The organism is Blautia sp. HCN-20427 (assembly GCF_037890365.1).
GTDB lineage: Bacteria > Bacillota > Clostridia > Lachnospirales > Lachnospiraceae > Blautia.
Map to the genome: position 1 here is coordinate 1 of NZ_JBBKBX010000010.1, position 20,051 is coordinate 20,051.

At 38.7% G+C, this 20,051-nt stretch carries 21 protein-coding genes; 19 read left to right on the forward strand and 2 right to left on the reverse strand.

Annotated elements, in window-relative coordinates; translation table 11 throughout:
* The first annotated feature begins 514 nt into the window (after positions 1-514).
* The 10 genes from WKT17_RS07745 (at position 515) to WKT17_RS07790 (ending at position 6,009) form a co-directional block, all read left to right on the forward strand.
* On the forward strand, positions 515-1,249 hold the full coding sequence (locus tag WKT17_RS07745; protein WP_118621657.1) for a hypothetical protein: 735 nt from the start codon (positions 515-517) through the stop codon (positions 1,247-1,249).
* A 225-nt stretch (positions 1,250-1,474) separates the two neighbouring features.
* Positions 1,475-1,648, forward strand: a complete 174-nt coding sequence (locus WKT17_RS07750) for a hypothetical protein (RefSeq protein ID WP_195518638.1) — start codon at positions 1,475-1,477, stop codon at positions 1,646-1,648.
* Entirely contained in the window at positions 1,630-2,187 is a 558-nt protein-coding gene (locus WKT17_RS07755; RefSeq protein WP_117500884.1) for a hypothetical protein, read from the forward strand. The genes WKT17_RS07750 and WKT17_RS07755 overlap by 19 nt, the downstream gene beginning before the upstream one ends.
* 112 nt (positions 2,188-2,299) lie before the next feature.
* Positions 2,300-3,244 (forward strand): ParM/StbA family protein, encoded by a 945-nt coding sequence (locus tag WKT17_RS07760; protein ID WP_118621656.1) that lies wholly within the window; start codon positions 2,300-2,302, stop codon positions 3,242-3,244.
* 14 nt (positions 3,245-3,258) lie between these two features.
* Positions 3,259-3,600, forward strand: coding sequence for a hypothetical protein (locus WKT17_RS07765; RefSeq protein WP_118621655.1), 342 nt, complete (start codon positions 3,259-3,261; stop codon positions 3,598-3,600).
* Positions 3,601-3,643: 43 nt separating this feature from the next.
* Positions 3,644-4,075 (forward strand): signal peptidase I, encoded by a 432-nt coding sequence (gene lepB / locus WKT17_RS07770; protein WP_207733097.1) that lies wholly within the window; start codon positions 3,644-3,646, stop codon positions 4,073-4,075.
* 16 nt (positions 4,076-4,091) lie between these two features.
* Positions 4,092-4,523 (forward strand): zinc ribbon domain-containing protein, encoded by a 432-nt coding sequence (locus WKT17_RS07775; protein ID WP_118621654.1) that lies wholly within the window; start codon positions 4,092-4,094, stop codon positions 4,521-4,523.
* 351 nt (positions 4,524-4,874) lie between these two features.
* On the forward strand, positions 4,875-5,315 hold the full coding sequence (locus WKT17_RS07780) for a sigma-70 family RNA polymerase sigma factor (RefSeq protein WP_158547684.1): 441 nt from the start codon (positions 4,875-4,877) through the stop codon (positions 5,313-5,315).
* Complete coding sequence (locus tag WKT17_RS07785; protein WP_117500889.1) at positions 5,305-5,508, forward strand: helix-turn-helix domain-containing protein; 204 nt, start codon at positions 5,305-5,307, stop codon at positions 5,506-5,508. Before WKT17_RS07780 ends, WKT17_RS07785 begins: the two co-directional genes overlap by 11 nt.
* Before the next feature lie 279 nt (positions 5,509-5,787).
* The gene (locus WKT17_RS07790) at positions 5,788-6,009 is read left to right on the forward strand and encodes a hypothetical protein (RefSeq protein ID WP_025580086.1); all 222 of its coding nucleotides are present in this window, start codon (positions 5,788-5,790) and stop codon (positions 6,007-6,009) included.
* An 85-nt stretch (positions 6,010-6,094) separates the two neighbouring features.
* On the opposite strand, the gene WKT17_RS07795 is transcribed toward WKT17_RS07790, so the two are convergent.
* A complete protein-coding gene (locus tag WKT17_RS07795) occupies positions 6,095-6,799 on the reverse strand; it encodes a hypothetical protein (protein WP_117500890.1) in 705 nt (234 codons plus the stop codon).
* An 11-nt stretch (positions 6,800-6,810) separates the two neighbouring features.
* Positions 6,811-7,557, reverse strand: coding sequence for a hypothetical protein (locus tag WKT17_RS07800; RefSeq protein WP_118621653.1), 747 nt, complete (start codon positions 7,555-7,557; stop codon positions 6,811-6,813).
* Positions 7,558-7,926: 369 nt separating this feature from the next.
* On the opposite strand from WKT17_RS07800, the gene WKT17_RS07805 reads away from it, so the two are divergent.
* From WKT17_RS07805 to WKT17_RS07845, 9 genes are all read left to right on the forward strand, one after another.
* Complete coding sequence (locus tag WKT17_RS07805; RefSeq protein WP_243099414.1) at positions 7,927-8,319, forward strand: hypothetical protein; 393 nt, start codon at positions 7,927-7,929, stop codon at positions 8,317-8,319.
* Positions 8,320-8,385: 66 nt separating this feature from the next.
* Positions 8,386-10,302 carry a hypothetical protein gene (locus tag WKT17_RS07810; protein WP_118621652.1) on the forward strand — a complete coding sequence of 639 codons (1,917 nt, stop codon included), beginning with the start codon at positions 8,386-8,388 and terminating at the stop codon, positions 10,300-10,302.
* A 15-nt stretch (positions 10,303-10,317) separates the two neighbouring features.
* Entirely contained in the window at positions 10,318-12,450 is a 2,133-nt protein-coding gene (locus tag WKT17_RS07815; RefSeq protein WP_118621651.1) for a transglycosylase SLT domain-containing protein, read from the forward strand.
* A 15-nt stretch (positions 12,451-12,465) separates the two neighbouring features.
* Positions 12,466-13,254 (forward strand): hypothetical protein, encoded by a 789-nt coding sequence (locus tag WKT17_RS07820; RefSeq protein WP_118621650.1) that lies wholly within the window; start codon positions 12,466-12,468, stop codon positions 13,252-13,254.
* A 535-nt stretch (positions 13,255-13,789) separates the two neighbouring features.
* Positions 13,790-16,387 carry a VirB4 family type IV secretion system protein gene (locus tag WKT17_RS07825; protein ID WP_182440779.1) on the forward strand — a complete coding sequence of 866 codons (2,598 nt, stop codon included), beginning with the start codon at positions 13,790-13,792 and terminating at the stop codon, positions 16,385-16,387.
* 149 nt (positions 16,388-16,536) lie between these two features.
* Complete coding sequence (locus tag WKT17_RS07830) at positions 16,537-17,088, forward strand: DUF5697 family protein (RefSeq protein WP_117500895.1); 552 nt, start codon at positions 16,537-16,539, stop codon at positions 17,086-17,088.
* Positions 17,051-17,764 carry a DUF6100 family protein gene (locus WKT17_RS07835; protein WP_207733111.1) on the forward strand — a complete coding sequence of 238 codons (714 nt, stop codon included), beginning with the start codon at positions 17,051-17,053 and terminating at the stop codon, positions 17,762-17,764. Before WKT17_RS07830 ends, WKT17_RS07835 begins: the two co-directional genes overlap by 38 nt.
* Before the next feature lie 176 nt (positions 17,765-17,940).
* Positions 17,941-19,002, forward strand: a complete 1,062-nt coding sequence (locus tag WKT17_RS07840; RefSeq protein ID WP_118623120.1) for a hypothetical protein — start codon at positions 17,941-17,943, stop codon at positions 19,000-19,002.
* 33 nt (positions 19,003-19,035) lie between these two features.
* A complete protein-coding gene (locus tag WKT17_RS07845) occupies positions 19,036-20,040 on the forward strand; it encodes a DUF6017 domain-containing protein (RefSeq protein WP_118622880.1) in 1,005 nt (334 codons plus the stop codon).
* The last annotated feature ends 11 nt before the right edge of the window (positions 20,041-20,051 follow it).

Genomic DNA, 20,051 nt, shown 5'->3' on the forward strand with positions numbered 1-20,051 from the left:
GCCGATTGATATGTCCTGTTTTAATTTTTGATCCATTTTATTTTCTCCCTTACTTATATACATATTACAGAAAAATTTGCAATGAATACGTTGCATTGCTATCTTGATTCTATGGGAGAAAGAGGATATAATTGCAATGAATAGGTTGCAAAATGAAGAATGTGGTAAAAAAAATTTTAAAAATTTATATTTTACAAATGAAATAGAAAAACCTTTGAAAAAGTAGGAAAAACGAGCCATGTGAGAGGGCAAGAATATTGAGAGCAGGATATTCATGGCATTGGTTAAAGATTGAAAAATAATCTCTTGTTGGAGATCCTTTTATAAAACGTATGTAGAAGGAATAACTGTGCATGGATTATTTCGCCATCAATGAAATTTTCTGGAGTAGCACTGCAAGTTGGCGGTTGGATTCCACATCGTTTCATACCCTCTTTTTGAATTTGTTTTATGATAAAACATAAATAATGACTGATAGAATCATAAATAGAGAGTGTTAGGAGGGTAGAGGAAAATGAAACGGTATTATGTGGTACATGTAAAGCTAATTTGGGGAATGGTGCTCTTATCTTTTGCATCTCTTTTGTGGAACGGGGTTCAATTTTTCAGTCAGAAAGATAATCTTATTGAAGAGAGAAAAAATCAGAAAGAGGTTTCTTATGAATATAAAAAAATCGAATTTGCTCATTCAAAAGTAAAAGATTCGGTGGACTGTTATCTGTGCGGAAATAATAAGCGCAGCCTTATGGGAATGTATCGGAATTCTGATGAATTGGGAATTGTCAGTGTTAACCATTGGCATGTGGAAAATCTCCGTACACGGAACAGGGATGATGCAGGACAACTGATTAATTCCAGCGGTTCTGTAAATACAATTACAGGAACGGGAGAGGGTGGCAATTTCTTTTACAGCAGCCCTATGAGTAATCGTGGGATTTCTAATGTAAAAGTGAACTATGGAGAAGATAGTATTTTAGATGGAAAGGTAGCGAGAAAATTATTCTGCCAAGCTTGTCTGGAGAAGCTGGAAAGGGTAACAGAAACGTATGTGCCGGAAGACAAAAGCCCTAAGGTAAGAGATTTATTTCTTATAGATTTTAAAACCATGGAACTGTATTCCCTACAGGGACAATATACAGCATATATGATTCGAGATTATTATGTGCAAATTGATTATCAGGAGGAAGGCTTGAAAGTGACAGCCTTTTATGCACCGATATTGGAAAATGGGGAAAAAAGAATAGAATAATATTTATGTATTATAAGACAAGTTAAAGGATTTTGATTATCAGTTGATAATTGAAATTCTTTTTTTATGGTTTTTTACACTTAAATTTATATTTATTTACAGAAACATCACATGTACCGCCTTTTTATTTATTGAAGTTTGGTACATTGACAATTAAATACAGTAGTCACTGAAGCGTTCAGACGGATGTACACAGGAGAATGGAAAACAGTTTGGAGGAATTATATGTTGTTGTTAAGCGTTATAGGTGGCATTTTATTTTTTTTATTGTATTGCTGCCTTGTGGTAGGAAAAAGAAGTGATAGAAAACTGGCAGATTATGAGGAAAGAGAAGAACAGAAAACAAGTAAAGATACTGCAAAGAAATTGGGGGCAGATATATGGGAAAAACAGGAGTAATAAATAGGGATTTTACTGGGGAGGAAAATAACGTTTACCATGATGTAATCCGGCTATTTAAAATATATCGAGCCGTAAACTGGAGAATGCAGATTAAAGTCAATCAAGTAAAGCACCGGATACGGGAAGAGTATGGAACGGATCTTGATGAATTTTTGGATAGTATCTATCAGGCTGGTATGGATATCAATCAGGATTTAGATGATATGAAGCAGAGGATAGAAGTAATCAACCGATCTAATAAGTTTCTGAAACTGATAGATGAAGCGGTAGAGTTGATGAGAAATTTTCATCCGCAAGGAGAACGTTATTACTGGGTTTTATATTACAGTTATATGTCAGCACGAAAAGCAGAGAACATAGATGAGATATTAGACCTGTTAGAGCCGCATTTTCCAAAAATCACACGAATACACCGGGCAACGTATTTCCGATGGCGAGAGCAGGCTTTTCAAGCTGTCAGCAGTATTTTGTGGGGATATGAAGACGAGAGCAGACAGATTATTGAGTACTTCAAAAATAATTTTGAAGTGGAATAGATATTCTGTTGACATGAAAAGTGCGAAAAATTTATATTAGGTACAAGTAATCAATGCGCATAAATTACACAATAATTTTTGAAAGATTTGTACCGGAAAGGAGAGACAAAATATGTTAATGATACCGATTGACACAGGAAATAAAGCAATTAAAACAGAAAATTTTGAGTTTCATTCTGGGATTACGGCATTGGAGAGCATGCCGGGGGAAAATGAAGAGGCGTTAATGTTTCAAGATAAATATTATCGGTTAAGCCATGAAAGAAATGTGTATTTGCCGGATAAGACGCTGGATGACCGTTATTACCTACTGACACTGTTTGCAATTGCAAAAGAATTGGAAAAGCTGAGACAGTCCAGACTATTTATTCCGGGGGAACTGATTAGTATGGACCTGGTAGTAGGACTTCCGCCGCTATATTATCGGAGTCAGTACAAAAAGTTCAGAGACTACTTTTATCGAGAGGGGCGGTTGGTTCATTGTGCATATATGGGAAGGTCATACCGATTGACTTTCTCTAATGTATATGTTCATATGCAGACATACGCTGCATATCTGTATCTGGCGAAAGAACTGAAACTGTCTACATATCCAAAAGTATTGATGATTGATATTGGCGGATATACCTTAGATTACATGTTATTGGAGAAGGGTATGATTTTGTGGAATTACACAGATTCAACAGGAAAAGGCGTTATCTCCATGTATCAGAGGGTAAATAAAGGGATTCGTGAAAAGTTTGACTTGGACTTAAAAGAAAATGATATTGATTCTGTTCTGAAAGAAGAAAGCTGTATGTACGGCGAGGCGATTCGAAAACGGGTAGTAGAAATCGTTACCGAACATGTGGAAGAAATACTGGGAATGTTTCGGGAGTGCGGAATAGATTTGCGTTCGGCAATGACGATTTTTGTAGGTGGAGGTTCAATTCTTTTATCAAAGATAATTGAAACCGTGTGGAAACGATATGACGGAGAATATTACGTGGTAAATGATTCAAAAGTCAATGTACATGGGTACCGAAAAAAATATCTGTTTGATAAAGAAATGCAGTAAAAGGGGGTATCCTTATGGCAAAACAGGATGAACACCGTTTTAATTTGAGATTTGATGAAGATGATGAAAATCATAGACGGGTAAGTGCCTATTTGAACCAATGCGGCAGAAAAAAGGCAAGATACATTGTAAAGGCGGTACTTGCCTATTGGGAGCTGCAAGATGGAAGGATACCGGTCGTAGAACAGCCGGAAAGGAAACAGTTATCAGAAACAGAGTCAGCGATTCATAAAATAGGAGAACAGAATAAGGCGGACAGACTGATTCAGGTAGAAGATGTAAAGGATAGTGTGCTGGATCGGGAGGAAGCTGATTTGATGCGTCAGAATTATGCAATGTTTGAGGATATGGAGTAGGAAAGGAGAGAGGTATACGAGAACAAAAAGAAATGCAGGCAGAATGACGCTGGCAATCATCATTGCGGTATTGATCATGCTTTTGTTTCAATGTTTTTTTGAAGTAGCGTATGTAAACGGGAAGTCAATGGAACCGACTTTTCAGAATGGAGATGTACTCTTATTAAAGAAATGGGGAGTACCCAAAAAAGATGATATTATTATCGCATACATAGAAGAACTTGACCTCATGGTAGTAAAAAGAATACTGGCTATAGAAGGTGATGTAGTCAGTATAGATGAAAGTGGTGTATACGTGAATGGGAAAAAAGCTGCGGAATCCGTTGATATGAAACGGACGAGTATGGAATTTATAGTAACTGCAAATCAGTATTTTCTAATCGGGGATAATATGATGGATTCTTTGGACTCACGTATTTGGGGATGTATAGGTAGAAGTGCTGTCCAGGGGATCGTTATAAAAAAATTATTTTAGAGGAGGCAGAAGAATCATGAAAATGAACAAAATATATGGATTGTGTGCAGTGCAGCTCATGGGGGTAGGTGTACAGCTTATGAATAGGGTAGCAGGAAGTATGATTGTCTTTCTCGGTGTCATAGGAATTATTTTGTTTGTGGCAAGAGAGGATATGGAACGTCGAAAATATAAGACTTGTCCAAAGTGCAAGGCACAAATACTGAAGAAAGCACGTATCTGTCCAAAATGCGGAAATCAGTATATGCAGGCTGTATCAGAAGAAGCATTAATGGAGATGATTGAACAGAGATGTGTTGAAGAGGAAGAAAGAACTTCAGAAATGATTGATTGTGACTTTGAGAAAATTGAGGAAGTGGCAGTAGACACATTTACTTCTTTCGATGGGGATATACAGGAATTTTTGGAGAAAAAGGACTCTCAGGAGAATATATTAACTGTGAATTAAGAAAATGCTAGTAAAAAGTAAGAATTGACATAAGAGATTGGTGTTAAGATTATACTAAATAACCATTTTAATATTGAAAGATACAAAAGAAAGGTATAATCTCATATAGAAGTATAACAAATATTTTGGCAGATATTTCTAGAGATAAACGGTAGAGTTATAAAAAAGAAATACTGCAATCAAGGTAATATAAGCGAAATAACAGACTGTTGGGACATGATCCTGACAGTCTATTTTTTTGTCGAAAAATGTATTTTTCTGCATGAATATATGCGGATGCAGAAAAAATACTGGGCAAGGTCACCGCCTGAAAGGTTCAGCGAAATGAGTAAAAACTTTCAGGAGGCAGAGATGGATAAATATAATGATGAATTAAAAATGCAGTTTAGTGCGTATGTGAAACAGTCAATTTTAAACAGGAGAGGACAATACCTGAGGAAAAAATACAGGATTGAAAGTCTTGAAGTAAATTATGAAGAGTACCTGAGTGTTCTGAAGCAGGATACAGAAGAACTATTTGGAAAAATAGAAAAACTGTCAGGGAAAGTATTTAGTGAGATAGTAGAGAGCAGGCTGCTTTTAGAGCAGATAGAAGATTATCAGCTTTTACAAGCATTAATTACGTTATCTGAAGAACAGAAAAAAGTAATTTTGCTCCGTATATTTTACGAAAAAACATTTCGAGAAATTGATTGGATTCTTGGATTTCCAGAGAAAAAAGCTGAAAATACATACTATAATGCTATCAAAAAGCTACGGAAATTAATGGGAGGTAAACGTCATGGAGTTTAAAGAAATGTTGAAGTATGCGAAAGCATATGATAAAAGAGCGATGATGGATATAATAGAAATGTACCGTCCATTATTGATTAGTAAGTCGGTTGTGAATGGAAAATTTGATGAAGATCTATATCAAGAATTTGTTTATACCATGTTGATGTGTATTTTAAAATTCCCATATCCTCAATCAAAACCGGAAGAATAGGAAATAAAAATACTATATGTTGTGTTTTGATATTGACACAAACTATATATTGTTGTATGATAAGCTTGATACAAGTGTTTTTCAGAAAATGATTTCTGAAAGAAGAGTTTTTGTTTCAGCATAAGTTGGAACTAAAATTTAGGCAGTTTACTGCGTGTAAATTCGGAAGAAAGGCATTGATTGTTTTAGGATAATCAGTGCCTTTTTTGTGTCTGAAAGGAGAAAGTATCAGAAAGGAGGATAGCGGGAAAAAAGAAGAACGGGAAAGGAGGAAAACGAATGAAACCTAAAAAATTTGTACAGATTTATGGCAAAGTTGTATTGCCGATAATCAGAGGAATGACTGTAAGATATTTCAGTAATGGAACATGGAAAGAAACCGCAAGGGTAAGGCGTGTGATTGAGGTAACGGATGCATACATTAAATTTGAAACAGACCGTATTCGTTACTGTATTGATTTTGGGATGGTAGAGGATAATGCAATGCCGATAGCAGCATAGAAGGAAAGGGAAAGGGGCGAAGGATTTTCCCCCTCTCCCGGTAGTCTTAGGTGCTTTTCGGAGACTAGCTAAGAACTGTCTAGACCTATTTATTTTTGTTGTTGATATTTTTCTTATACCATTCTATGCCGCGTTTTCCACACTCATCACGAATCTTGTCCCTAAGAATACCAGTTTTTGTTTGGATTGAAACCATGCGTTCATATAAACATTTAGTTGTTTTTACACACACGTCTTTAATGTTGTATAATTCTTTTTTGTCGTGAGGAGAAACACGAACTTCCCCTTTACCTATTGCAACCAATAAGTTACTTATTTCATCTCTAACTTTTTTGGAATCAATATAGTCGGAATATGCGATATTACTCATAATAAAAGAACGAAAATGTAAACTAGTATATCTGTGAAATTTATCGTTCGCAAGACGCCTTTGATTTTCGTATTCTAAGTTTTTGTTTAAGGTATAAGACACATTGGTAAGTTCTTGAAATCGTTCTGTCCATGCTGTACTAGCTTTTATATATCCTTTGCGTTTGGCATTTTGAATTAATTCTTTGTTTTTTTCTAATTCAATTTCTAATTTTTTTTGATAAGTGTCAATTTTAAATTGTAAATCATCAGTACTTTTACAATCTTGAATCGTATAGCTAGTATTATTCCTATGATTTTTCGGAATGGAATGTTTTTTCTTTTTGTTAGAGCTAAAAAGAATTATAATTAAGAAAATGATAATTACTGCCACAATAACCATTCCAATATTGTCAAATAGCGTATTTTTTAATGTATTCATAATAACCCTCTTTAGTGTATTTTTGATGCTAACATAGGAATAATATTTACGATGGTAGTTACACCATTTATTCTTAATCTGAGTAAATCCATATAGAATTTCATCTCCTTTTTACTAATTGTTCCAGCATACATTTTGGTTTGGTAAAATTGACATACTTGTTCGGCTTCGGAAATTGCTTTTGAAGCCTTTTTTCTGTCTATCATAGCTAATTTCATCATTTTATCAAATCGTTTGTTCTGTTCTTTCCTTTGTGCTTCTAAGTTTTTATAGTACAGATCCATTTCTTTTATTTTCAATTTGTAAGCAGAAGCAATTCTTTGAATTTCTGTGTCATAATAACGATTGATGTTCATAATACTTTGTTGAAGATTACCTTTGATTTGTGCGAGTTTTATTTCTGTATCGCTTTCAATACGACTCATAGCCACATGATATTGCTTATCTACACCGTCTGATATAAACTTTAGCTTTTTTTCAAATTCTTGATGAGCATATTTCATGCGTTTCCTTTCATTTACAAACTTTCCGACACTCCGCAATAAATCTGGAATTACGGTCACTTCGGGAAACCCCACTTCTGTTTTGTTAGATTCCACAAAATTAGCTAGTTTAAATAATCCATCGGTATTCATTACAGGTTCCAACACATTACTATTTTCAAAGCCAATTGGTTGAGAGATGAATTGTTGAAAAGATTTGTTTGAATTTGACGAAAATTTATTATATTTTTGGTTATTATTCTTTTTGTATGTCATGATATCACCTCTTCAGTTAATTCTAATATCTTATATAATTATAACGGTATCTATTAGTACTGTAAAGCTGTTAAAGTAACTTGGTAAAATACAATAAGAGTCAAAATACTTTTCTTAGGATGAAATTTACTACAAATGGTGACTTTATTCTATAAGAGATAAAATTGCTATGATTATGCGACTATATTGCGAACCTATTGATATTGACAGATGACTTCCACAAATATACAATGATAAAGTAAAGTTTTGTGCATGAACGGAACTTGCATGGAGAGCCGCAAAACATTACAGCAAACAGACAGTCACAAAAGGGCTGTCTTTTTTTATGCAAAAAGTAAGTTGATTTTCATACAGAAGGGAGGGAAGTTATTGGCAGAAAATATCAAAAAACAGAATATGGATAGTCTAAAAACGGGGAATCAGTACATGCAACTGGTTCCTCGTTTTGCATTTATTGCTTTTTTAGCTGTTGCACTGATTGCGGTTTCGGCATCACCTGTTTTTGCCGCCGGTATTTTTGATACAGCAAAAAATGCGATGCAGACAGTTTACAAAGATGTAGCGGGTATAGCAACAGTAGCAGCGGTTGTGTGTGCGGCAGTATGCTTATTCTTAATGAACTTTTCTAAATCAGGTCGGACAGTAGATGAATCAAGATCCTGGTTAAAGAGAATCATCATTTGCTGGGCAGCACTCATGACAATGGGAGCGATTGTAACATATTTCGAGAGTATCATTCCAAAGAGTATGTTCGGCGGTTAATGTAAACAGACAAAGCCGGCGCTCTCCCGGCAGAAAGGAGGTTGCCTGAAAGGGTAAGAGACATATATGGGTTGGTTATTAGAATTATTGGTCGAGGGAATCAGAGAAATGCTGTCACAGTTTGTAATCGACATGATGACGCTTGTGACGGATATGTTTACAGAGCTACTGTCCTGTGACCTTAGTTTATTTGAGGAATTATTTTCTGTGGTAGGAGACCTGTATACGAATGTGATGTTGCCGATGGGAATAGCCCTGCTTCTTTTGATTTGTGTCTGGCAGTTATTTAAAAGTATGTTTGGAAAAGCAGGAGTTGCTAGTGAAGATCCAATAGAATTGGTATGCCGGACTGGAATCAGTCTTTTTTTTATTGTGGCGGCAAAGCCATTGGTGGACTATATTCTGACGGTGGCAGGTACGCCGTATCAATGGATTGCAGGAACAGATATTGAGGTAAGCAGTTTTTCCGAATATGTATCAGCATTGGAAGGACTGACTGGCGGACTGGGAATTGACAGTTTAAACATAGCGGTGCTTATGTTAATCATGCAGTTTGTAGTTGCATGGAATTATTTTAAAATGCTCTTTGTAATTGCAGAGAGATATGTATTGCTTGGTGTATTTTCCTATACTGCACCTTTAGCATTTGGTACGGGCGGTTCAAAAGCAACAAATAACATTTTGGCATCATGGGCGAAGATGTTTGGCGGGCAGATTGTGTTAATTATTCTGAATTCATGGTGTTTGAAAATGTTTTTATCAGGGTATGGGAATCTTAATGCAAGCAGTTACGGATTTACCAAATTCTTTGTCGCAACGTTATGTCTGGTAGGCTTTTGTAAAGTCACGTTTAAATTAGACTCATATTTATCCTCACTGGGCGTTAATTTAGGACGACCAACAACTGGAATCGGGGCGCTTGGTCTGATGATGGCAGCCGGAAGAGTGCTGTCACATGTCGGAAGGGGCGTCGGTGACTCAGCAGGAGCAAGTGATCATGCAGGAAATAGCCAGGTATCTACAGATGGAGCCGGAATGACGGATGCTGCACCAGGTCCGATTCCAATGGGATTTGGAAACGACGGTGATGCGATGCACATGGAGGGCGAAAATGATTTTGATAGTGCAACAGTTGATGAAGCAGTAGATATGGAAGCAGATGGAAACGACTTTGATTCTATGGATAAGGAACAGGGCGGTGTATTGCAAGAAATGGGTATGATGCCTGAAGATACGTTTGCTGATGAAGAGGGAATGACAGATATGAATGGTTTCTCCGATGGCACAGACTTTGATTCCGGTGAGTTGTCAGAGAATTCTGCAGATGGTCTCGTGGAAGGTACAGATGGTCTTGTGGAAAGTGCAGATAGTACAGATATGGATACTGTGCTCACAGGAGAGGGAAGTATGGTGAGTGATTTCGGAGATTATCCGGTAGAGGAAGATGAAGCAGAAACGGGAGATTCCATAGAGCCTGAAATGGAATTAGACGGAAATGCAATTGGTAGTACTGGTGGCGAAGATATCGGAATTGGAAGTGGAATGGATACATCCGGTGGAGAATCGCCGCTTTCTGGAGGAAATCAATTATCTGGTAAACAGGTATCCGGACAGTCTGGTGGAATTATCAGCGAAATAGGCGGAGATGGCGGTGTAATGCTGTCCGATTCTTTTGATGCAGGTGGACAAGACTATACAGCAGAGGGTAGATCTCTGCATACAAATGATGGCTTGGATAGAGAGAACAGAGGCTATCAGTCAGAAGGATATCACGATTTTGATGTACCGATACATCAAAATACTTCTTCCACCATGGATACAGACCATAGTTTAAATGGTTTAAATACGGAAGAGGTTAGAAGCCAGGACAGGAGAAACGGTGCTGAAACAAGGAAAAGCTGGGAAGTTCCAAAATCAAGGGAAGAACTTAATCAGCGAAACCAGAAAAATCACAGACGGAATGAAGATGATTTTCTGACATAAGGAAGGGGTGAATGTATGAGAGATGACAAATCAAATGCCTCTCCTTTAGATGGTGCAGCTGGTACTGTAAGTCAGGCAGCACAAACAGCGGGGCAAATTCAGAAAACAGTAAATCAGGCCAGACAGGGAGCAGGTGCGGCACAAAAGGCGGCTCATACATCACAGGCAGCTTACGCCGCAACTGCTTCGGCACAGGGAGGCGCAGCAGCAGCTGGTGCAACAACAGGAACCGCCCTTGCAGGACCGCTGGGGACAGTTGTAGGCGTGATTGTAACGAGTAAAACATTTTGGAAGGTAGTCGGTGGTATTTTGATGGCAATCTTCTTATGGATGTTTATTATTGCAAATCTCATTGGTATTATTTTGACTTATCTTGGATTCGCTGATGCAGATGCCTTTGCAAATGAAGCCCAGTCGGAAGAACTTGCCAATCTGAAAGTCCGGGTAGAGCAGATTTTGGACAAGGAAGAGTATGAGCATGAGATTATGGCAATCATTGAGCAGAATAGAGATGTAAGGTTGGAAGAGATTGCTGCAGATAAGCAGGAAAATTATAATGATTACGAATTGTCTGTGATAGATGAATATGAAACAAAGTTTAAAAGAAATGCAAGCTATTATCTTTCTATATTTTTACTGGATATCTGGGATTCCAACACGAGAAATGAGTTTTTAGGATATTCCAGTGAGTGGGGAGATATGACAACAAATCTGTCAAGTCCATATGATGCTTACTTCCAAGAGGCTGCACAGTCCTATGGTGTTCCGGTGGCTTTATTAAAAGCAATGGGAAAAACGGAGTCAAATTTTAATCAGAGTGCCGTTTCCAGTGCAGGAGCAATCGGAGTGATGCAGCTTATGCCGGGAACTGCCGCTTCTCTAGGGGTAGATCCTTATGATGCCCGTCAAAATATTATGGGCGGTGCAAAATATATTGCTGGAAATTTGGAACAGTTCAAAGGCTATTCCAATGGTTTAGAACTTGCGATTGCTGCTTATAACGCAGGTCCGGGGGCAGTTATAAAATATGGATATCAAATTCCGCCGTATAAAGAGACTCAAAATTATGTGAAAAAGGTTTTGGGATATCTGACAATTGAGGAACGAAAGAATGGAAACAACGAGGGAACAGAGACGGATGAAGATTTGAGTGAACCATATCAACAGTTAAAAACTGCTGTCACAGAACATGTTGACAGCTTTTTTTCATGGTCTGTCACAGATGAAAAAGAACGTGAGATTATGGAGTCCGTATATTATCAGATTTTAGAATCAGGGAAGCAGGAGATTGATCAAACCACCTATGAAAAGCTGAAGGCAGATGGGGAAAACGTGGTAAAGGAAACTGTTCCTGTGATGAAGCAAACAGTCGAATATACCCTTGCACTTCTTCTTAGTTCACAACCCGTATCCGGAAGCGGATATGAATATAAATACGTTACAAGCCAGAGTACTTTTGAATTGGTCTTAAAGGTATTGAAAGTGATGGATGAAGGAGTGGCTGCCTTGAAAGATGCTTTCTTTTCCCTCTTTTCATGGAAAGATTTTGTAACTGGCGGCGGGGAGGATACCTACGTCAGCAATATTGACGCATCAGGCGATATTTTCACCTACGATACGGTTGGAAAAGGAGTCAAAAAAGTAGTCTATTTTAATCAGACGGAAGAACCTTGGGGGAGTATGCCGTATGGCACAAGCACCATAGGGGCAGCTGGATGCGGACCAACTTCAATGTCCATCGTCATATCTACGCTTACCGGAAAGATTGTAAATCCACAGACAACCTGTGCATTCTCCATGAATAACGGAGAGTATGTACCGGGAGCAGGTACGGCACATTCTTTTATCGGAAATGCTGCAAGTAACTGGGGATTGACTTGTGAACGTGTAGGAAAAGATCGTATGGATTATGTTGTGCAATCCTTAAAAGAAGGGAAAATGGTTGTGGAAATCTGTGAAGCATACACCATAACGGGAAGTGGCAGCGGACATTTTATCGTACTTACAGGCGTTACAAGAGACGGGTATATTACCATTGCAGATTGTGCGAGCAGGGAGAGAAGTACAAAGGCATACAGCGTTGATACGATAAAATCATACGGTCGTGATTTAAGTGCCGGGGCATTTTGGATTATTGGAAAAGATTAGTAGGAGGAGTGGCAGATGTATTCAAAAAGGAAAATGTGTTGTTTGATTGCCACATGCAGTTTGTTAGTTTGTATGTTTCGTGCAGAGATATTTGCAAAAGGGAATGAGCAGCAGGAATTACCAGAGATTATTCGGTGGGAAGAAGGTAGGGGCTTTGATGAACAAGGAGAACAAATTGTTGGATCATGGGCATATGATACCGTAAACGTAGAAGGGAAGTATGTATTATTTGACGACATGGGCAATGTAAGAGCGAAAACAGATCAATGGAAAGAACGGGAAACGTATGCAGAAAATTTTACGGATACGGAACAAGCAACAGCCACACTTGCTTTACGGACGGAGTATTTTCCTAAATTTACGGGAACTGTCTACATTACGATACAGAAAGAAAACGGAGAGAGCAGGCAATATGAATTGTCGCCGGATAATCTGTATGAACAAAATGTTGCGGTAAATAACGGAGTTTATAAAGTAAAAGCGGTCGAGGCAGTAGATGAACAGTATATCTATAAAACGGAATATGCAAAGGATGTATTGGAAATGGAACAGAATCAATTACTTCTCTTGAAAATCAACGTCACAAAAGAAAAGACAGGAACGGTGGCAGAAGCAGAAAAAAGGGAAACAAAAATGGTTGAAAAGGCTGGGATAAGAAATGCAGCGGATAGGGAGAATAAGATTGAGATTCTTTTGGAGGAAGGCAGCACAAGAGAAAAGTATGTTTTGTGCGGCTGTATTCTGTTAGCAGCGGTTCTCGGCATTGGACTTTTGTTCCGCAAGAAAAGAAATCAATATGACTAACAGGAGGTGGTCAAAATCGTACAGAGAGAAAAGGTAGACGTATATACAATTCCGCCTAATTTTGCACAAGAAGGTACTATTTTTTCAGGAAGAGTCAGATTAAGAAATGCATTTGAAGCAGGGGTTCTGGCTCTTCTTTTATTTCAGTTGCTTATGGCAACAAACCTCAGCGTGAAAGGAAAAATCTATGCCGGGATAATTGTAATGATACCAGTTGTTATATTTGCGGTGTTAGGGGTACAGGGGGAAAGCCTGACTTCTTTTTTATTTCAGTTTCTGAAATACCTGTGGGGACGGAGAATACTTACAGTTCCAGACGGTAAATATCGTTTAAAAAGGAATCGCAGATTAAGAAAACAGCAATACCGGAGCCAGAGTGGAAAAGGAGGCGAGCGTCATAGGAAACGAGGTAAAAGAATTAAAACGTCAGCTAAAAGAAGCAAAACAGACGGAAAAACGGAATCTTAAAGAAGAGAAAAAAGAACGTAAAAAGCAGCAGAAGTTAGAGCGGGCACGTTTCCGGGAAGAGGAACGGATGCGAAAAGTTCAGATGAAAGAAGAAAAGAAGCTGAAAAAAGAGCTGGACAAGCCAGAAGTTCATAAAGAAAATATCAGTAATTTAAGAGATGATCGGAGAAAGGAGAAAAAAGAGCGAGAACCGGATTTGGACTTACTTCCGGTAACATGGGTATCCTCATATCTTCCGATACGTCAGATAAAAAACGGGGTTATCTATACAACGGATCACCGCTATGTGAAACTGATAGAAATATTGCCAATCAACTTCCTGTTGCGCTCATCATCTGAACAACGCAATATCATTATGTCTTTTATGTCCTACTTAAAAATAGCACCTGTTAAAATACAGTTTAAAGTGGTATCCAAGAAAGCGGATATTTCGGAGTATATAGAAAAAATCAAAGAAGAGGCAGAACGGGAACCGGATTACAGGGTAAAGCTGCTTCAGGAGGATTATGCGAAACTCATTGAGCGTTTGGGAAGAAAAGAGGCAATTACCAGACGTTTTTTTATGGTGTTTGAATATCAGTCCTATAACAATAACAAAAATCCAAAAGAGAGGGAGGTACTGCTTTACATGAGGTCAGTAGTACAGACTGCAAAAAAGTATCTTTCTCAATGTGGGAATGTTGTACTGGAATATGAAAATGACACCCGTTTTCTGGTGGATGTCCTGTATCAAATTTTAAATCGAAAGACGAGTGTGTATGAAACTTTGGAGGAACGGACAAAAAAAGTAGCAAGGTATTACCAGAGAGAGAATGGTAGGGAGAGTATCAGCCACATTCCGGTTACTGAACTGATTGCACCTGAAACAATGGATATGCGGCACAGGAGTCATCTTGTCATTGACGGTATGTATTACAGTTATCTTCTGATACCTTCCCATAAATACAGGACAAGAGTACCAGCGGGATGGCTGTCACTATTGATCAATGCAGGTGAAGGAATTGATGTAGATGTTTTCTTTTTCCGACAGGATAAAAGTAAATCCATGGAACGTATCGGCAGAAGAATCCGTCTAAATCGTTCCAAAATTAAAGATACCTATGACACCAATACGGATTTTGATGATCTGAGTGAGTCTATCCATGCAGGATATTATCTGAAACGTGGGTTAAGCGGGAGTGAGGATTTTTATTATATGAGCACTCTGATCACTATTACAGGATACAGCGCAAAAGAAGTCGAGTGGCGTGTAAGAGAAATGACAAAGCTATTGAACTCTCAGGATATCGGAGTGATAAGCTGTATGTTTCGTGAAGAAAATGCGTTTTTGTCTTCGCTGCCTTTATTGTGTCTGGATAAGAAACTGTATGAACGTTCAAAGCGGAATGTACTGACTTCCGGAGTGGCGAGCTGCTATCCATTTACTTCCTATGAAATGTCGGACAAAGACGGAATTATGATGGGTGTCAACAAAGCAAACAATTCACTAGTAATCGTAGATATTTTCAATACGAAAATATATAAGAATGCTAACATTGCCATTTTGGGGACATCCGGCGCCGGTAAGACTTTTACCATGCAGTTAATGGCACTGCGTTTAAGAAGAAAGAATGTACAGGTATTTATTATTGCACCGGATAAAGGGCATGAGTTTGCGAGAGCCTGTAATAATATTGGAGGGGCTTTTATACAGATCTCTCCAGCTTCACCAAATTGTATCAATGTAATGGAAATTCGTCCCACGGATACAAGTGCCAGTGAAATATTAGATGGTTACACAGTAGAACGCTCAGAACTGGCAATGAAAATACAAAGTCTGCATATTTTCTTCAGCTTACTGATTCCGGATTTGAGTCACGAAGAAAAGCAGCTTTTAGATGAGGCATTGGTAATTACCTATGCGGAAAAAGGGATTACGCACGATAATCAAAGTTTGGAAAATCCAGACAAGCCGGGGCAATACAAAGATATGCCGATTTTGGGTGATCTGTATGAGGTTCTGCTCAGAAAGAGGGAGTGCCGGAGAATGGCTAATATTTTAAACCGATTGGTACATGGTTCTGCTTCAACATTTAACCAGAAAACAAATGTGGATTTATCAAATAAATATGTAGTTCTGGATATTTCAGAGCTTTCCGGCGATCTGCTGCTTGGAATGTTTGTTGCTTTGGATTTTGTTTGGGCGAAGGCAAAAGAGGACAGAACTGTGGAAAAGGCAATTTTTGTAGATGAGGCTTGGAAACTCCTGGTGTCAAATGAATTGGCAGGAGAATACCTGCTGGAGATTTTCAAAGTAATTCGTGCTTATGGCGGCTCTGCAATCTGTGCAACACAGGATCTCGTGGATTTCTTTGCATTAAAAGGTGGCAAACTTGGAAGGGGAATCTTAAATAACTCAAAGACCAAAATCATTCTCAACATGGAGACCAGCGAAGCAGAGAATATACGGGAGGAACTTGATTTATCTGAAGCAGAAGCAATGTCCATTACAAGATTTGAAAGGGGAACAGGTTTGATTTCTACGAACAGCAATAATCTAATCGTAGATTTTAAGGCAAGTCAGTTAGAAAAAGACTTGATCACAACGGACAGAAAGGACTTGCAGGAATTAAAGGAGCGTCTGCAGAAGTATGGACAACAGGCATACGGAAAACAGACTACATAGCGGAACAGATTTGTAATAATGCGTATTAAAAGCGTTGTTGTATGCGTCACAAGATTATCTGCGAAAGAAAACAGGTAATAACTTGTCATACAATGCGCTTTTTATATGTCATTAAGTAACTATGATTATTTGGAAAGGATACAGGCATTATGGAAAATCAGAATAAGCAGAGAGACGTGGAACGGGAATTAAAAGAATTGGTTCAAAAATATAACGTGCTGGATAAGAGTCAGTTGTATGCTTACTTTGAAAAAGACGGACGGGAAAGATTTGTTGGGCGGGCTTTAAAGGTACTGGAAAAAGACCGCATGATATATGTGAATAACGAAACAAAACAGGTGGCTGCTAATGAATCTGCACATACAGCATGGGAACGTGGGATAAGTACCTGCCTGTGGGTACTGATTGACCTGATGAATCAAAAGAAGATTGAGCAGCATTTTCTCGCATCTAAGGAGGAATATCCGATACGGATTATTTTTGTAGGAGACGGAGAAATATATGACATCCTCTATATTGCACCGGAGGATATTGAACTGACAAATCAATTGTTTGTACGGAAAAAAATAGACGGATGCGGGCATGTTGTGGTAGTGGAAGAACCGGAAAGTATCCCGAAGATTCGGATTCCGGATGTGATTGGATATTGCACGGTAAAGGGGGATGGTGAAGTCGAATATTATCAAAAAGAAAGCCAGTAATCAGGACATATTTCAAAAGGTGAAAAAACAGTTAGATGAAGCACAGAAAATGACCTCAGAGGTGGGAGAGCTTATGGCAGAAGCCAGAAATATTCTGATCGCATATTCCAGATGTAAAACGGAAAGTGGTTATGAAAATTTTACAGATATGATACTGGAATCGTCGAAAAAGGGGGAGCGTTTAACAGAAAAATTGAGGCGTTTATCCTTAGAAGTCGTGCTGGATCAGGTGAAATATGAACAGTATCAGTCAGAACTTGTGGCTGTACATGGGATTGAAATGGATTATTCCGATGAAATTTTAAAAATCATTATGCCGGTTCTGATTCCGCACCGGAAAGAACACTATACCGATTATCTGTACAAACCTTTATATATCGCATTTAAACAGTGGTGTATCTGTCAAAATCAGGAACAGAAAAGGATACCGGAATATGAGAAATGTACTGTTTGCTTTGTACATCTGTATAACCGGGATTTACCGCTGGGACGCATTCGGGATCACGATAATTTTGAAGAAAAACACGTACTGGATGTGATATCAAATTTCTTTCTGGCATCAGATAGCGGTCTGCATGTGGATACCTACCACATTACCAGAATGGCAGAACAGGATGCAACAGAGGTTTATATTATGGATACAGAAAACTTTCCAAAATGGCTTCAAAAAATGTGAAAAACAGTATCGAAAAATACTCCTGCTGTCAGAGCACCTTTTTCGATAGCAGAAAAGTGGCAGAAAAATAGAGAAAAAGCAAAGTTTTTCGGGAGTCAGAAAGTAAATAGTACCTAAGTGTCAAGCAGATAGGGTACTGTTTTGAAAAAGGAGAACCGATGGAAGGAGGAGGTTATATGCGAAAACAGGATACGTTACTTTTGATGATAGCAGTCAGCGGAGAAATGCCGGCAGACCTTGCTGAACACATCATAGGATCTGTATCCTATACCGCTGCGGTTATTACCAGGCTAAAACAAGAGGGATATATTTCTGTGCGAAATAAAGCCGGGTATAAAGGATATGTGCTGCGTGCAAAGGGTAAGAGATATGTCCTTTCACAATATAGTGAAGATGCTGCTTCTTTTTTACAGGGGTCAGTGGAGACAAACCATGTGAAGACGGAAATTGAGAAACGTCTCCGTTTGCACCGGATGAGCAAGGTATGGGTCTTTCTTTGGAAGACGGGTATTCCTATCTTCAGAAGCCAAAAACCGGAACTGTTTTGTTCCGATTCTGAAAATGGGAGGGGGCAAGCGGCATATTACGGAAGTTTGGAGTTTAAAGGATTGACAGATGCAATCAAAGGCTCAAGAGCTTGTGGGATTATGCTGTCCGGGGAGTCCGGCTATATTATTTATCACACGCTGGCACAGAAAATGCGGTGGGCGAAGAAAATGGAGCGTTCCATGCGAAGCTTTGTAGAACGAGAATGTATGAAAGCTGGTGCACTCAAAAGGATAGATGCGGTCATTATGGGGGATACCATAGAGTTTTTAGTAGAACTTCTGGAAAGTGACGGTGGTATAAAGGGGAACCTATTTCAAGTAGACGATATTTACGAAAATTATTACTACATTCCCACCATTGAGAGTGCAAAAATCCAAGTGAAACTCTTAACAGACAAAGAAAAGCAAATCGGACTGTACCGGTTCTTATGTGGAATACTGGAACAACCGGGAACCCGGGAATACCAGGTGAGTGCAGGGACAGATCAGACAGGGAACCCGGTCTATTTTTGTTACGAACTGGAACTTCGGCATCTGTTACGGGTAAAACAGGAGTTGGGGTGGAAAAAGCAGGGAACCATTCTGTGTTTTTCTTATCAAAAATCTATATTGGAATACTATTTTGGGAAGGAGGTGTCATATCTTGAAATTTTAACAGAAAAGGTTATGGAATATTTAGAAGGATTGTAATACTGTCCTTCATGCGGTGAAGGAGGTGCGGGCATGAACGGTCCGTTTGAAACGGGCAGTCTTACGGTAGATTGTATGAGCCGGCTGCAGATATCCGGAAACGTAATCCCCGTCAGTTGGTATAAGACAATCCGCAAACCAACGGGGAAACCGAATTTAAATGCAATCATTATACTGGCGGATATTGTGTACTGGTATCGGGCGGTAGAAATCAGAGATGAAATGACAGGGCAGTTGATTGGTCTGAGAAAAAAATTCCATTCAGATATGTTGCAACGCAGTTACCAGCAGCTTGCAGATCAATTTGGGATTACCAAGCGTGATGCTACGAATGCAGTTGTAGAACTTGAAAAGCTGGGTGTTGTGCGCAGGGTATTCCGAACAGTTGAGGTCAAAGGACAAACTGTGTCCAATGTATTATTTTTGGATTTGAACGTAACAGTTTTAGAGCATCTGACGTATCCGAAAGAAGCTGAAGCAGGGACACCAGAGGCAAGAGGCAGGTGTCCGCCGGATACCGTCTCACCGAAATCGGGGAGGGGTGTCACCGAAATAAGTGAGAGGGTATCCCCGGAATTTGTGGGAGGTGGCACGAAAACCAGTGAAACATATACAGAGAGTACAGCAAAAGATTACCGTACAAAAGATTTCTATCAGTCTTATCAGTATGTGGAAGATATGGTAAAGGCACAGATTGATTATGAGGCATTGAAAAATGATAATCCATACGATGAAAGAATCGATGAACTGCTTGGGATTATGGTGGAGATATTGACTTCCAGTTCTAAAACTATCCGCGTAAACAGGGAGGAAAAACCAGCACAGGTGGTAAAAGGACAATTTCATAAAATCACCAAAAATCATATTGAGTTTGTATTGCACAGTATGAATGAGAGCCAGACAAAGGCACGCAATATTCGGGCACTTCTTGTAACTGCCCTATATAATTCTGTTCATACCATTTCGACCTATTACGGGAATCTTGTACAGCATCATATGGCAACAGAGAGTTATACAGTAAAGGAGGTGGAAGAATAGACCGGAAAGGT